At 66.8% G+C, this 13074-nt stretch carries 14 protein-coding genes; 8 read left to right on the forward strand and 6 right to left on the reverse strand.

The window, feature by feature from the left end; all coding sequences use genetic code 11:
- Nucleotides 1–43: 43 nt before the first annotated feature.
- The 3 genes from FEK34_RS20780 to FEK34_RS20790 all read left to right on the forward strand — a co-directional run bounded on the left by FEK34_RS20780 (nt 44) and on the right by FEK34_RS20790 (nt 2606).
- Nucleotides 44–1096 carry an NAD(P)-dependent alcohol dehydrogenase gene (locus tag FEK34_RS20780; protein ID WP_138450124.1) on the forward strand — a complete coding sequence of 351 codons (1053 nt, stop codon included), beginning with the start codon at nt 44–46 and terminating at the stop codon, nt 1094–1096.
- A gap of 155 nt (nt 1097–1251) precedes the next feature.
- On the forward strand, nt 1252–2043 hold the full coding sequence (locus FEK34_RS20785; protein ID WP_138450126.1) for a DsbA family protein: 792 nt from the start codon (nt 1252–1254) through the stop codon (nt 2041–2043).
- The gene (locus FEK34_RS20790) at nt 2040–2606 is read left to right on the forward strand and encodes a vitamin K epoxide reductase family protein (RefSeq protein ID WP_138450128.1); all 567 of its coding nucleotides are present in this window, start codon (nt 2040–2042) and stop codon (nt 2604–2606) included. The genes FEK34_RS20785 and FEK34_RS20790 overlap by 4 nt, the downstream gene beginning before the upstream one ends.
- A 7-nt stretch (nt 2607–2613) precedes the next feature.
- Here FEK34_RS20790 and FEK34_RS20795 read toward each other — a convergent pair whose 3' ends face one another.
- The 4 genes from FEK34_RS20795 to FEK34_RS20810 all read right to left on the reverse strand — a co-directional run bounded on the left by FEK34_RS20795 (nt 2614) and on the right by FEK34_RS20810 (nt 7829).
- Nucleotides 2614–3762 carry a S1C family serine protease gene (locus FEK34_RS20795; RefSeq protein WP_138450129.1) on the reverse strand — a complete coding sequence of 383 codons (1149 nt, stop codon included), beginning with the start codon at nt 3760–3762 and terminating at the stop codon, nt 2614–2616.
- 108 nt (nt 3763–3870) lie between these two features.
- Complete coding sequence (locus FEK34_RS20800) at nt 3871–5049, reverse strand: AI-2E family transporter (RefSeq protein WP_138450131.1); 1179 nt, start codon at nt 5047–5049, stop codon at nt 3871–3873.
- A gap of 9 nt (nt 5050–5058) precedes the next feature.
- Nucleotides 5059–6606 (reverse strand): bifunctional ADP-dependent NAD(P)H-hydrate dehydratase/NAD(P)H-hydrate epimerase, encoded by a 1548-nt coding sequence (locus tag FEK34_RS20805; RefSeq protein WP_138450134.1) that lies wholly within the window; start codon nt 6604–6606, stop codon nt 5059–5061.
- Complete coding sequence (locus FEK34_RS20810) at nt 6606–7829, reverse strand: helix-turn-helix domain-containing protein (RefSeq protein ID WP_138450136.1); 1224 nt, start codon at nt 7827–7829, stop codon at nt 6606–6608. Before FEK34_RS20810 ends, FEK34_RS20805 begins: the two co-directional genes overlap by 1 nt.
- A gap of 78 nt (nt 7830–7907) precedes the next feature.
- On the opposite strand from FEK34_RS20810, the gene FEK34_RS20815 reads away from it, so the two are divergent.
- The 5 genes from FEK34_RS20815 to FEK34_RS20835 all read left to right on the forward strand — a co-directional run bounded on the left by FEK34_RS20815 (nt 7908) and on the right by FEK34_RS20835 (nt 10887).
- Nucleotides 7908–8315 carry a hypothetical protein gene (locus tag FEK34_RS20815; protein WP_138450138.1) on the forward strand — a complete coding sequence of 136 codons (408 nt, stop codon included), beginning with the start codon at nt 7908–7910 and terminating at the stop codon, nt 8313–8315.
- Nucleotides 8312–8545 carry a hypothetical protein gene (locus FEK34_RS20820; RefSeq protein ID WP_138450140.1) on the forward strand — a complete coding sequence of 78 codons (234 nt, stop codon included), beginning with the start codon at nt 8312–8314 and terminating at the stop codon, nt 8543–8545. Before FEK34_RS20815 ends, FEK34_RS20820 begins: the two co-directional genes overlap by 4 nt.
- 394 nt (nt 8546–8939) lie before the next feature.
- Nucleotides 8940–9689: a DUF6745 domain-containing protein gene (locus tag FEK34_RS20825; RefSeq protein WP_138450143.1), complete on the forward strand. Its 750-nt coding sequence runs from the start codon at nt 8940–8942 to the stop codon at nt 9687–9689.
- 10 nt (nt 9690–9699) lie between these two features.
- Nucleotides 9700–10098: a hypothetical protein gene (locus FEK34_RS20830; protein ID WP_138450145.1), complete on the forward strand. Its 399-nt coding sequence runs from the start codon at nt 9700–9702 to the stop codon at nt 10096–10098.
- Between the two features lie 123 nt (nt 10099–10221).
- Entirely contained in the window at nt 10222–10887 is a 666-nt protein-coding gene (locus FEK34_RS20835; protein ID WP_171048314.1) for a HEAT repeat domain-containing protein, read from the forward strand.
- A 145-nt stretch (nt 10888–11032) separates the two neighbouring features.
- On the opposite strand, the gene FEK34_RS20840 is transcribed toward FEK34_RS20835, so the two are convergent.
- Together FEK34_RS20840 and FEK34_RS20845 are read right to left on the reverse strand one after the other, a co-directional pair.
- Nucleotides 11033–12022: an AurF N-oxygenase family protein gene (locus FEK34_RS20840; RefSeq protein WP_138450148.1), complete on the reverse strand. Its 990-nt coding sequence runs from the start codon at nt 12020–12022 to the stop codon at nt 11033–11035.
- Nucleotides 12023–12212: 190 nt separating this feature from the next.
- A complete protein-coding gene (locus FEK34_RS20845; RefSeq protein ID WP_138450150.1) occupies nt 12213–13058 on the reverse strand; it encodes a polyphosphate kinase 2 family protein in 846 nt (281 codons plus the stop codon).
- Nucleotides 13059–13074 lie beyond the last annotated feature (16 nt).

The raw sequence follows: 13074 nt of genomic DNA on the forward strand, positions 1-13074 counted from the left end.
GGACAGTTGGCAAACACCCGCATGCGGCGGTAGGCATGAACGCATGAGTACTGCTACCGCTTACGCCATGGCCGGACCGGACGCGCCGTTCGAGAAGGTCGCCATCGAACGTCGTGAGCTGGGGCCACACGATGTGCTGATCGACATCAAGTACGCGGGCATCTGCCACTCCGACATCCACACCGCCCGCAACGAATGGGGCGGCGCGAACTACCCGTGCGTGCCGGGGCATGAGATCGCGGGCATCGTCGCGGCGGTCGGTTCCGCGGTGACCAGGCACAAGGTCGGCGACCGGGTGGGCGTCGGCTGCATGGTCGATTCCTGCGGGGTCTGCCGGGCCTGCCTGGCCGGTGAGGAGCAGTACTGCACCGGCGGGTCCACGATGACCTACAACACGCCCGTCCCGGAGACGGTGCAGCCCGGCGGCTACACCATGGGCGGCTACTCCACCCAGGTCGTGGTGACCGAGAACTTCGTGCTGTCCATCCCCGACGGCCTCGACCTCGACGTGGCCGCGCCGCTGCTGTGCGCGGGCATCACGCTGTTCTCCCCGCTGCGGCATTGGCAGGCCGGGCCGGGCAAGAAGGTCGCCATCATCGGCATGGGCGGGCTCGGGCACGTCGGGGTGAAGATCGCCGCGGCCCTCGGCGCCGAGGTCACCGTGCTCAGCCATTCGCTGAGCAAGCAGGAAGACGGCAAGCGTTTCGGCGCCCACCACTACTACGCCACCAGCGACAAGCAGACCTTCCGCGAACTGCGCGGCACGTTCGACCTGATCATCAACACCGTCTCGGCCGACCTGCCGATCGACTCGTACATGAAGCTGCTCGCCCTCGACGGCACCCTGGTCATCCTCGGCCTGCCCGAGCAGCCGCTGTCGGTGCGCCCGATGACGCTGGCAAGCTACCGCCGCTCACTGTCGGGTTCGATGATCGGCGGCATCGCCCAGACCCAGGAGATGCTGAACTTCTGCGCCGAGCACGGCATCGGCGCCGAGATCGAGGTGATCGCCGCCGCCGAACTCGACGGCGCCTATGACCGTGTGGTCGCCAGCGATGTGCGGTACCGGTTCGTCATCGACGTGGCGACGATGTAGCTCGTTCCGCATGAGAACACGCCGCGTATTTCGGAAACTCTCAGGTTCACCGACCATGATGTGCGCGTGCCCGCTGACGCCGGAACACCGCGTCCGGCTCTACCATCAGGGCAGCAGGCAACGCGAAAGCGAGCGAAAGGCGTGGTGAACGCACGGTGAGCAACAACCCGGGTCGGAAGAATCCGCTGGCGGCGGCCGAGCGCGCCGACCGCAACCGCAAGATCGCGATCCAGGTGGGTGTCGCGGCGGTGCTCGTCGGCCTCGTCGCCGCGATCGGCATCGGGATCGCCATGCGCGGCTCCGACTCCGAGGACCTCGGCCCGATTCCCAGCGTGATCGCGGGCGCACCGACAAGTCCCGGCGCCACCCCGGCCGCCGAAGCCCCGGACCCGGTGGCCTCCAACGGCGCCATCGTCGTCGGCAATCCGGACGCGAAGGTGACCGTGCGCGTCGTCGCCGACCTGCAATGCCCGATCTGCAAGCTGTTCGAGGAGGCCAACGGCCAGGTCCTCGCCGACGGCGTCGCCAACGGCACCGTGAAGGTCGAATACAACATCGCGTCGTTCCTGGACGAGATGTCGACCACCGACTTCTCCTCGCGCGGTGCGAACGCCGCCTACTGCGTCAGCGACACCGGCGTCGACAAGTTCCAGGCCTGGTTGCAGGCCATGTTCGCCCAGCAGCCGCCGGAGGGTGGCAACGGCCTCTCCGATGAGCAGCTGATCGAGATCGCCAAGTCGGTCGGCTACACCGATCCGGGCATCGCGCAGTGCGTCAACGACCGCACCTACGACAAGTTCGTACAGGCCAAGTCGAAGAAGCTGCTGGAGGAGGGCATCAAGGGCACGCCGACCGTCTTCGTCAACGGCGAGCAGGTCCAGACCCGTGAGGCGATGTTCACTCCGGGTGGGCTGGCGCCGGTGATCGCGCAGGCCGCGGGGCAGTGATCGCGGCCGCCCCCAGATCCGCCTGGGTTCTACTGATCGGTGGTCTGGCCGGCTGGATCGCCTCGTTCACGCTCACCGTCGAACGGTTCAAACTGTTCGTCGACCCCGCCTACCAGCCCTCGTGCAGCCTGAACCCGATCCTGTCCTGCGGTTCGGTGATGACCACCGACCAGGCGGCGCTGTTCGGGTTCCCCAACCCGATCATCGGCGTCGCCGGGTTCGCGGTGGTCGTCACCCTTGCCGTGCTCGCGGTGGCGGGGGTGGCGTTGCCGCGCTGGATCTGGGTGGGGCTGTGGCTGGGCACCGTCGCGGGCACGGTGTTCATCTGCTGGCTGATCTTCCAGAGCCTGTACCGGATCGGCGCGCTGTGCCCGTACTGCATGGTCGTGTGGGCCATCATCACCCCGCTGCTCGCCGTGATCACCCAAACGTTGTGGGGCGGTTCGCGCGGGCCGATGCGGGTGGTGGCGGAATGGCGGTGGACGTTCGTCGCGCTGTTCTACGCGGTGGTGCTGCTGCTGATCTTCCTGCGGTTCCAGGACTACTGGCTGTCGCTGGTCTGAGCACCGGCTAGTTCGGGGTCCCCGGTGCCAGGACGACGCGCACGGTGCGCTGCCCGCCCGGCCCGCTGACGCCGAGCTCGACGATGTCGTGCGGTTTGTGCTTGTTGATCGCGGCGCGCAGGGCGCGGGCACTGGTGACGGTCTTCCCGTCGATCGAGGTGATGATCTCGCCGTCGGCCAGGCCGGCATTGTGCGCGGGCAGACCGTAGATGGCGACGTCGACCCGTGCGCCGCTGGGCCGGGCGTCGGAGATCAGCACACCGAGCGTGGCGGTGGGACCGACGTGCACGGTCTCGGTGGGGGTTCCGGAACGGATCTGGCGCACCACCCGCATGGCCGTGTCGATGGGCACGGCATAGCCGACGGGCGGACGTTGCGCCTGCACACCGGGGTCCTCGTCCTCCCGATCGCCGGAGGCCGCCGCGATCACCCCCACCACCGCACCCGAATGATCGGCCAGCGCGCCACCGGATTGGCCCGAACTGACCTCGGCGCTGATCTCGACCATCCCGGACAGCGCCTTACGGGACAGATCCGCCGAATTCAACGCCAGAATGGTGCTGTCCAGATCGGAGATGCGCCCGGCCACCGCGGTCGGCTCGCCGGTGCCGCCGGCATTGCCGATGGCCAGGACCTCATCGCGAAGCCGCAAACCCGACGAACTGCCGAGCCTGGCCGTGGTCAGGCCGGTCGCGCCGACCAGTCCGAGCAGCGCGATATCGGTGCTGGAGTCGTAGCCGAGCACCTGCGCGTCGTAGACCAGGCCGTCGGAGACCCGGGTGACCTTCACCGACTCCGCGCCCTTGACCACGTGGTGGCTGGTGAGCACCTGGCCGTCGGCGGTCAGCACGATGCCCGATCCCGCGGCGCCCACGCCGAACGGTTTGGTGGAGACGTTGATGTTCACCAGCACCGGCTCGATCCCGGCCGCCACCGCCACCGGATCCAGCGGCGGACGCGGCGCCACCACGGCAGGGGCGGCGGCGGGCACCCGTTCCAGCGTCGGCCATCCGGGCAGCTCGCCGCGGTAGCCGAGGAAGGCCGCCACGGCCAGGATCGTGGCGACGACGGCCGCGCCCAACCGGCCGGCGCCACCCCGTCGACGGGGGCGGTCATCCCGCAGGTATTCGCGCGAATCGTGCCGGTCGCCGTCCATGCGCCTCCCACTTCACCCGCAGCCGATTACTCCATTGTCTCCCGAGTACTCGGCTCGAGGCGCGCGAATTCCCGTCGCGGGGCGGTGAGCTGGGCGTTCACGCCCGAATCAGTCTGATTTACGACGCCGGATGCGGATCAACCGGTGATGCGGCCGTTCGGGTTTGGGCAGCGGCGGCGGCGCGTTCTCGGTCGGCACCTCCACGTCGTAGCGGCGGATGTAGGCGCCCGCGAACGCCTGCAAGGTGGCGGTCACCGGGATGGCGAGCAAGGCTCCCGTCGGCCCCAGAATCGCCGCGCCGGCCAGGACCGCGCCGAACGCGACCGCCGGATGCATGTCGAGGGTGGTCGCGGTGATTCTCGGTTGCAGCACATAGTTCTCGAACTGCTGGTAGAGGATGATGAATCCGAGCACCCACAGCCCGTCGGGCGGATTGTTGACCGCCGCGACCACCACCGGCAGCGCACCGGCCAGATAGGTGCCGACGGTCGGAATGAACTGCGAGACCACACCCACCCACAACGCCAGCGCGAACGCCGACGGAACGTCGAACACCCGAAGCATGATGTAGTGCGCCAGCGTGGACACCAGCGCGAGCAGGCCGCGCGAGTAGATGTAGCCGCCGGTCTTCTCCACCGCGATATCCCAGGCGCGCAACACATGTCGCTGCTTGTTCGGCGGCAGCAGCGAGCAGACCGCGTTGCGGAAGCGGGGACCGTCGGCGGCGAAATAGTAGGTGAACAGCAGCACGCCCAGCGCCTGGAACAGCGCCGCCACCGCGGTGGTACCGATGCCCCACACATTGCCGGCCAGCCCGACCGCGTAACCCTCGAGGCTGGAACTCCACTCGGTGGCGTACTTCTCGATGTCGTCGCCCGACATCTCGGTGTGGAAGGTCTCGTTGATCAGGTCGACGGCCTCGTCGGCGTAGCGTGGCGCGTTCTCCACCAGCGTGGTGACCTGCTCCACCAGCAGCGAACCCAGCGTCCACACGAACGCGACCACCACCAGCAGCAGGGTCAGGAACACCACGCCGGTGGCCGGGCCGCGCCGCCAGCCGTGCCTGGCCAGCCAGTTCACCGAGGGCTCGATGGCGAAAGCGAGGAACAGCGACACCATCAGCACCGTCAGCAGACCTTGCAATTGCTGGAGCAGCCAGAACGCCGCGACGAAGCCCGCCACCGTCGCCGCGGCGAGCAGGAACGCCCGCAACAGCCACGGTGGCGGATTCAGTTGGCCCACGGAATCGGGCCGGTCTGCTGGTCTCTGATCGTCCTCGGCAGCCACCCCGTCAAGTTACCCAGGCGCGGGTGGGGCCGTTGAAGCGATATGCGGCGCGCCGAGGAGTTCACCGACAACGGTGGGGAGCGCCTGGCCGACGGCCCGCGCCGTCAGTGGACCGCCACCGCGCGCGCGGTGCGCGACCATGGCCGCCCGTCCGTGCACGAACGCCGCCAACTCGCCCGCGTCCAGCGCGTTCAGCCCAGCGGCCATCAGCGCGCCCGCTATCCCGGCCAGAATGTCACCGGCTCCGGCGGTGGCCAGCCACGGGGGTGCCTCGGCCTGGCTGGCTACGACGCCCCTCGGCCCGACGATGATCGTCGTCGGCCCCTTGACCAGGACGGTCACCTCGAGGGCGCGAGCCAGCTCCCGGCCGTGGTGCAAGGGCCGGGCTTCGACTTCCGCACGTTCGGTGGGGCGTCCGAGCCAGCCCATCATGCGGGCCAGCTCTCCCGCGTGGGGCGTGAGCAGGATGCTGTCGGCGTTCGACGGGCGTTCGCCATCGAGGCGTCGACGCACGCAGGCCTCGAGAGCCCCCGCGTCGACCACGCACGGCTGCCCTGACCCCAGGGCCGTGTCGATGGCTTTGTCCTGGAGTTCGTCGTCCTCCACGCCCGATCCGAGCAGCCAGGCCTGGACTTGGCCCATCCCAGGGACGGCCTCCGGAACTGCGGACAAGACTTGGGCGGTGACGCTGTCCGGGCCGATGAACCTGGCGATGCCGGCCGCGCCGGATTCCACCGCGCCGAGGACGGCAAGCACTGCCGCTCCGGGGTAGCGATCCGAACCGGCGACGATGCCGAGTACACCGCGTGTGTACTTGTGGGCGACTCTCGGCGGGACGGGCCAACGCGCGGCGAGTTCACTCGCACCGAGGCGGCGCACTGTGGGTTCGGCTTCGAGCTTCGGCAGGCCCACGCTGACGAACGCCAGCTTTCCAGCGGCGTGCGCAGCCGGTGGCAGCAGCAAGCAGCCCTTCCACGCGCCGAATGTCACGGTGAGGTCGGCGCGCACGTGCGGACCACGAATTTCGCCGGTGTCCGGGTCCACGCCGCTCGGCAGGTCGACGGCGATCACCGGTGTTCCCGGTGGGATAGCCGCGACCAGTTCTGCGGCAGCCCCGCGAAGACCACCCTGGCCGCTCTCTCCGACGATTCCGTCCAGTATCAGATCGGCGGTTCGCAGCGAAGCTGTTCCGGCGTTGGTGTCCGTTTCAGGGATGATCCGGCCACGAGCGGATAGCAACTGACGCACGCCGGGTTCGTAAGCGGTTGCGCCGGTGAGCAGGGCGTCCACGCGGACTCCTCGGCGCCGCAATCGAATACCGGCCAGCAAGGCATCAGCGCCGTTGTTGCCGGTGCCGACCAGCATGGTCACGCGACGGCCGTACACCGCGCCGTAGCGCCGCTCGAGTTCGTTCGCGGCGATGGTGGCGAGACCTGCGGCAGCCTTGTGCAACAGGCGATCCGGGCGACCGGTCTCGAGTTGCTTCGCGACCGCCGCCTGGACCTCTGTGCTGGGATACGCCGAGTAAGTCCCCGCCGAGCCTGGTTCGGTGCCCATCAGCCGGCGATCAGTCCGCAGCGTCGCGCAAGGCCACGGACGTGCGGCCTCGCCTTGGCATGGTCACGAAACAGCAGTTCTCGCAGCAGCTCTCGGACAAGGCCCGAGTCGCGCACTTCCTCGGCGGAGATGCGCTCGGCGTCCAACAGTGCCAGTGCGGCTGCCTCGTCCTCTTTCCGTTGAACATGTCCGCGAGCGGTGTCGACCAGAACTCTGGACTTGCGTTCCACGCTGGGGACATCGTTGACATCCAGCCTGGACGCATAGTCGATCACGGCATCGGGACGCCCGAGTTCGGCAGAGATAGCCAGGCCGTGAATATCGACGTTCCCCTTTCCGAACATCGTCCACGGATCGTAGGCGGCGCCGAGTGAGCGGGCAGCGTCCTCTGCCACCCGGTGCAAGGCCCAGGCCCGGCCGTCCTCATCGCTCTGTGCGGCGGAAATCGCGGCGGCCAAGTGCAGCATCCCGTAGTCTGCGATCAAATCCGTTGCGGCGGGGTCTTTGTCGAGTCGCTTCTTCAATTCATCGGCTGCCGACAGGCACAGCCGGGTTGCCTCGTCTTGTTGCCCGGCACGTCGATAGGAAGCCGACAGCGCCCACGCGCCGAGAGCGATCAAATGTGGGTCGTCTGCTTCGCGTGCGGCATTCATCGCTCGTTCGGCCGCGACCCAGGCCAGGTCGCCTTCCGGCAGGTGGTGTAGCCACTGCCGGGTGATCTGGTAGGTGCCCGACAAGGTGCGCGCCGCGCGCCGGTGATCGGCTGCCGCCGCGTACGCCGCATTGGCATCGGTCAGCAGGTCTGGCAACACCCGGCCCAAGGCGCTGTGGGCGGTAGGAGAGGTATGCCATGTCGTCCATGCTTGGGCGACCCGGTCTCCAACCTCGTCGAGCGAAATATCAGGTGACGGCGACGGCTGCGGAACCGCGGCGCGCATCATGACTTCCCGCACGGCCGCAACGGCTTCGGTCCGCGGCGGTGTGCTCGGAGCCAGTGTGTCGATGGGTCGTCCGAGCAGATCCTCGAGCTTGCATCCCACAACCGTCGCGATGTTGACCAAATCGGTCAGGCGTTCCGCATGCAGCGCACCGCGTTCCACGCCGCTGACCCACTGAACCGACTTACCGATTCCCCGTGCGAGATCCAGCTGGGAGATGCCGATCGCCCGGCGGTAAGCGGCGATGGTGGTGCCGATGCCCTGCATCAGCGGCTCAGAACTCATGCGATCCAGCGTACAACGCGAGACTGCTAAAAAATTAGCAGTCGCCCGAGATTTGTGGTGCCAAGGTTGCTGCCAGAAGTGCAGCAAGCAGCCGCCGCGAGGTGGTTGACCGCCCACTACACCGCGAGGCACTACATGGCCGACGTCATATCAGCCCTGGTCATAGCGGCAGGCGTTGCCGTCGCATTCTTCGGCGCGCTGAGGCTGTTGGATCGCAACACTGTTCACCCGGTCGGCAGCGTTCCGGTCGGGGACATTCTGCGCCGGTGCGAGCAAGAGCTGCTCGACTCCAGCATGTGGCCGATCAACTGGCCGCATGACGCTCCTTCCGACGGCGAAATGTCAGTCCCAGCAGCCAGGCAAGTCATGAGAACCCACCTGACCTGTGACCTGTACTCCTGTGCGCGCAAGCGGACCGCCTACCGCACACTTGCCGACGCCGGCGTGCTCATCCCGGATAGTCGTGGCGAACGGTTCGTCCGGTGACGGATACGAGCGGTCCGGCGAGTGAGTTCTCGCCGCCCTGGCTGACTCCGAATGAATCCGCCGGTCTCGACGACGTCGAAGGGCGCGGCTGGGTGCAGTGGTCGGATGGCACATGGGGTGCGCTGGGAGTCGACGGGTTTGTCGTGGATGTCGATCCGACATCGGATCATGCGACGTGCGAGCCGGACCCGGACTGGGTGATCAGCCCCGAGGCCGGTGATGATCATTGATCATCGGCAGCCGGGGATTGCCGATTGATCGCCGATCTGTCACTGTTGATCGCATGATCGTTGGAAAGGACAACACCACCGTCATCCGGTGAGTGTTCTCGGGCAGCGGGAAGCTGCGACCATCCGAAAGAAATGGCTCGGTCGGATGCTGTGCACCGAACCAGCCGATCGTTCGGTCGCCGAGGCGGCCATCTCCGAAATCTACGAATTGGTGGGGCTGAGTCCGCCGCGCTTCCGGTGGGCGTCATCGCCGTTCATGGCGTTCGCGACCGGTGAACCGGGAACGCGGGCTCGCGGACCAGAACAATTGATTCCCCCACTGAAACACCCAGTAGCACAAGCACTGTCGTCTCTGCATGTCGAAGCTTCGCTGGATGCGTGCAGTGCCTGCCGAATGTTCGGACCGCACGTGGCCTGGCTGCTGGAACGCTCATGGGCCGCCGTCACGCAGCGCATTCTCGGCGCGGCGCAGGACCGCACCTACCGATCGCGGTTTCGGATGGAAGCCTGCTGGGGCTCGCCCTGGGCTGATGTCTCACCTGCCCGGGTCTGTTCGTCCGCCGAGCGCTCCGGCTCGGTGCGGCTCGGGCAACTGTGGTCCGCAGTCGCAGGGGCGTGCGGTCCTTGGTGGCCCGGCGACGGCGTGTGTGTCGTCACCGAGCGACCCCGATTGCTCGCGACCGAACTGGTGAACGACACCTTCGACGAGGTGCGGCTGCACAGCGCCGACGGTCCCGCCGTCCGCTACGCCGACGGCTGGGAACTGTACTTCTGGCACGGCACCCAGGTACCCGGCTGGGTGGTCACCGCCCCCACCGCCGAGGCCATCGACCGCGAAACCAATATCGAAGTCCGGCGGTGCGCGATCGAAAGTCTCGGCTGGCCTGCGTATCTCGAAGAAGCCGGAACGCAGCTCATCGCCACCGCGCCGGACCCGGGCAACCACGGTTTCGAGCTGATGCTCTACGACGCACCCCGCAACCAGCGGGTCCTGGTAGCCGTGAACGGTTCCGTCGAACGCGACGGCACTCGCCGCCGCTACGGCCTGCCCGTCCCCGGCTATTTCACCGACCCCGTCGACGCCGCCGCCTGGACCTACGGCCTCACCGGCGCCCAGTACACCCAACTCCTGCACCGCACCTGAGGTAATCCCTATGAACGACGTCCTCGAACAACTCGACCAATCCGTCCGCATCCCCGTCATCGACGGCATGTACGCCCAAGGCGACTTGATCGTCATCCCCCTGTCCATGCTCGACTCCGTCGAACCCCGCCCCGACGCAACCTGGCGCCAGGTCCCACCCGACGGCATCGAGGTACTCCGCGGCCCCGCAGGCGGAAACCCCCACGTCCTCGTCGCCGAGCCGGCCACTTGCCGCTGGACCGGCGAGGTCGTCGACCCCACCGGATTGGCCCTCGGCATCTTCACAGCGACATCCGTCACCTACCTCATGCACCCCGAACACGGAGCCACCGGCACCACACCAGGCACCTACGTCATCCGCCGCCAACGCGAACACTCCCACTTCAGCCCCCGCCTCGTCGCCGACTGACAGCGCCGCCCCGCCGCCGGATTCAGCAGTTCGGCGGCGGGCCATACTCGGTGCGGCCCCCGCGGGGACCTTCATCGGGCGCCGAGAAGGCTTGGTAGCGATCATGAAGGAATGTGGCGTCAAGTGAACGTAGAAGACTCGGCGGGACAACGTTCATGGTCGGTGGAATTGACCCCCGATGAGCTGCACTCACGGCTTGGTGATCTGTCTCTACCGGATCTGGTAGCCAGGTTCGCGGTCGATCACGAGTACGACGACTACTACGAAGCGGTTGCCGAACAGTTGTACGCGCAGGGGCGAGCCGGTGGCGAGGTGCTCGGTCAGGAACTCTTGGGTCGGCGTGTACCGCAATTGCGCGCAGCGCTCACCGTGCTGGCCCTCCATCAGGGAGAAGATCCGGCGTTTTGCGACACGGTGAAAACGCTGGCCAGCGGCTCTGATCCGCTCGTCATCGCGGACGCTATCAGGCTTCTCGGATCGCTCGGCGCTACCGATATGGCTGACAAAGTCCGTCGTATGAGTGAGCACGAGGCGGCGATCGTCCGTGCCGCCGTGCTGGACTATCTTGCTCGTGCCGAGCCTGCGTCGGCGCGTCCAGCGTTGATGCGGGGGCTTGGCGATTCCGACTACATCGTGCGGGAGACGGCCATCGATGCGCTCGAGGACCTGGGTGCTACCGATGCGATATCGGCGATCGAAGCGTTGATCGACGACCCGCATGAAGATGTTCGCCTGGCGGCGCGAACCGCAGTGGATAACCTTCGCGATCGTTCGAGTTCAGCGGATTGAGTAGCGAAATGTCGTTCCGTTGGGACGAAGCCGTCGGGCCAAGGTATGCGTTTTGCGGGCAGCGTCGACAGGTCGCGGGCGTGATATCGCCGGGTAAGCGTCACGCCCGGCCGCGGTGGTTGCCGGCGGCCGGGCGTTTCGCTGATCAGGCAGCCGCGCGGCGGACGGGTTCGCTGCGGTATCGCGAGGGGCGGCCGTCGATGCCGAGCACCTTCCACACCAGCTTGGACACCGGATTCATCAGTCCGCTCTGTTCGGCCAGTGCTCGCACGTCGGCGAAGATGTCGCGCAGGGCGTTGCTGGATTCCTCGCTGCGCCAGTACATGTCCTTGACGACCGACTGGGGGATCTCGAACTTCTCGATGAATTCCTTGGGCGGGGTCGCGATCATTTCGCACATGATGCGCATGGCGGTGGGGAACAGCAGCGACAGTGCGAAGCGGGTGGCGGGGTGCATTTTCGGAACGTTGCGGCGCAGGTATTCGTGGGCGAAGGAAATGTGCCTGGCTTCCTCGGCGACGTGAATCTGCATGACCCGCTGCACCATCGGATGCATTTGGTCGCCGCCGCGCAGGATCGACTTCTGCAAATGGTCGATGGGTTCTTCGCCGCCGAGCACCATGGTGAAGAAGAACTCGGGGAAGTACTTCACCGCGGGCCAGATGATCATCGTCAGCTTGCGGTCGATGGATCCCATGCCGATGACGTCCTCGCCGATGCGATTGATCATCTCCTGGAACATGAGCGTGTGGTTGCACTCTTCGGCCGCTTCATGAGTGATGAAGCGGAATTCCGGATCGCCGTTCGGCAGCGACACCACATACTGCATGAGCCCGCGGATCAGCAGCTGCTCGAAGTCGAGCCCCACCTTCGCGATCCCGGCCTGCCGCCACATGCCCATCGCGATCTGCTTCTCGACGGGCAGCGATTTGTACCAGGGGTGGCGGCCCAGCGGATCGGCCTCGGGCAGAATCCAGCGCCGATCGTTGCGGTCGATCCCGTAGTCGGGGGAGTCCCAGTCGATGTCGACGTACGGGTCGAAGTGCTTGTTGACCGACCCCTCGGACAGCCCCTGGAGTACCTCGCGGTAGCTCTGTTCAGCGGTTTTGCCTGTCGATACAGCGGACAGCGTCATCGGTGTCTCCCTCGTTCCAGCTTCCGGGAAATTACCTGGGACCCGGAGTCCCACTAAATCGTATCCGCACCCCCGCTTCCATACAAGGCTGTATGGAACCCCCGAGCCCTCTCGTCACCGCGCCGAGCGCTACATCAGCGAGGCGAACGCCGAGAACCCCGCACGCTCATGTAGCGCTCGCGGGGGAATGTCAGGCTTGCTCGAGCCGGGCCAGCTGCTCGGCGACGTCGAAGTGGGCCGGTGGCCAGTCGAGGTCCAGGTCCTGCAAGGCCGCGATGAGCAGTTCGGTGACGGCGAGCCTGGAATACCACTTGTGGTCGGCCGGCAGCACGTACCAGGGCGCGCTTTCGGTGCTGGTGCGGTCGAGTATGGCCTGGTAGGCATCCTGGTAGGCGGGCCAGAAGGCGCGTTCGTCGATATCGGACGGGTTGAATTTCCAGTACTTGTCCGCGCGCTCCAGGCGTTGGCGCAGCCGCTTCTTCTGCTCGTCGAGGGAGACGAACATGGCGACCTTCACCAAGGTGATGCCCTCGTCGGTGAGTTCGCGTTCGAAGGCGTTGATCTCGTCGTAGCGCTCACCCCAGACGGTGGCGGGAACGAGATTGTGCACCCGCACCACCAGCACGTCCTCGTAATGCGAGCGGTCGAAGACACCGATCTGCCCGCCGCGCGGCAGTTCTTTGCGGATGCGCCACAGGTAGTGGTGGCGCTTCTCCTCCTCGGTCGGGACGCCGAAGGCGGCATGGTCGACGCCCTGCGGATCCACCGAACCGATCACATGCCGCACGATGCCGCCCTTGCCCGCGGTGTCCATGCCCTGCAATACCAGCAGCACGCTGCGTGAATCACCGGACCGGCCATTGGCGTACAGCTTTTCCTGAAGATCCGACAGGACCTTTCCGCGTTCGGCGAGCAGCGCCTCACCGAGCTTCTTGTCGCCGTCGAACCCCGGACGGGCGGAGGTGTCCAGATCGGCGATACGCACGCCGTCGGCCTGCAATGCCTCCCGGACCGGAACCGACCAGTGCTTCACCATCCGTCAGGCCTACCAC

It is taken from the genome of Nocardia cyriacigeorgica (assembly GCF_005863245.1).
GTDB classification, from domain to species: Bacteria; Actinomycetota; Actinomycetes; order Mycobacteriales; family Mycobacteriaceae; genus Nocardia; species Nocardia cyriacigeorgica_C.